The organism is Streptomyces sp. DH12, assembly GCF_020873895.1.
Classification (GTDB): Bacteria; Actinomycetota; Actinomycetes; order Streptomycetales; family Streptomycetaceae; genus Streptomyces.
Map to the genome: position 1 here is coordinate 1 of NZ_JAHWGT010000577.1, position 553 is coordinate 553.

1 pseudogene is annotated in these 553 nt (G+C 72.7%); it reads right to left on the bottom strand.

The features are described 5' to 3' along the window. A pseudogene (locus tag LPA54_RS35865) lies at window positions 1-238 on the bottom strand (LuxR family transcriptional regulator); the annotation flags it as partial. Between the last annotated feature and the right edge of the window lie 315 nt (window positions 239-553).

A 553-nucleotide genomic window follows, 5' to 3' on the forward strand; every position in this document is an offset into this window, starting at 1 on the left:
AGCGGAGCAGTTCGAGCAGGCCGCGCCCGCATATCTCGTCGGCACTCAGGCCGAATTGCCGGGCGAATTCCGGTTCCGCGGCTGTTACGGCCAGCGTCTGGGGGGACACATGGGCCGGGCAGGCGGCTTCCGGGGTGGCACCGTCCGGCGCGCCGATCAGGTCACGGCGGACCGGGACGGCCGCAGCGGCGGTCTTCTTCTTACGGGGCGAGGCGTCGGGGAAACTCGTGGTCGCCACGGACGTACCGTCCTTCTTCCTGCGCGTGGGGGGCTGGGAAGGGTGTGCGGACGCGGAGCGGTCCGGTGCGCTGTGCCTGGGTGTCGGCGAGCGCCCGGTGCCGGCGTGCCACCTCGTCGGCGGCCGGGGCCGTGTGTCCGCGTCGTTCCGGGCCGGCGGCGGGCGCCGGGTCCCCGGGGAGGGTCGGGGTGAGCAGAGGAAGCGGTGCCGAGGCGACCGTCGTCCGGGTCACCTGGATAACGTTGTCATGACCACTCGATCCCGCGGCGCGCTCCCGTCGACGGACGACGCGGGATCGAGTGGTCATGACAACGT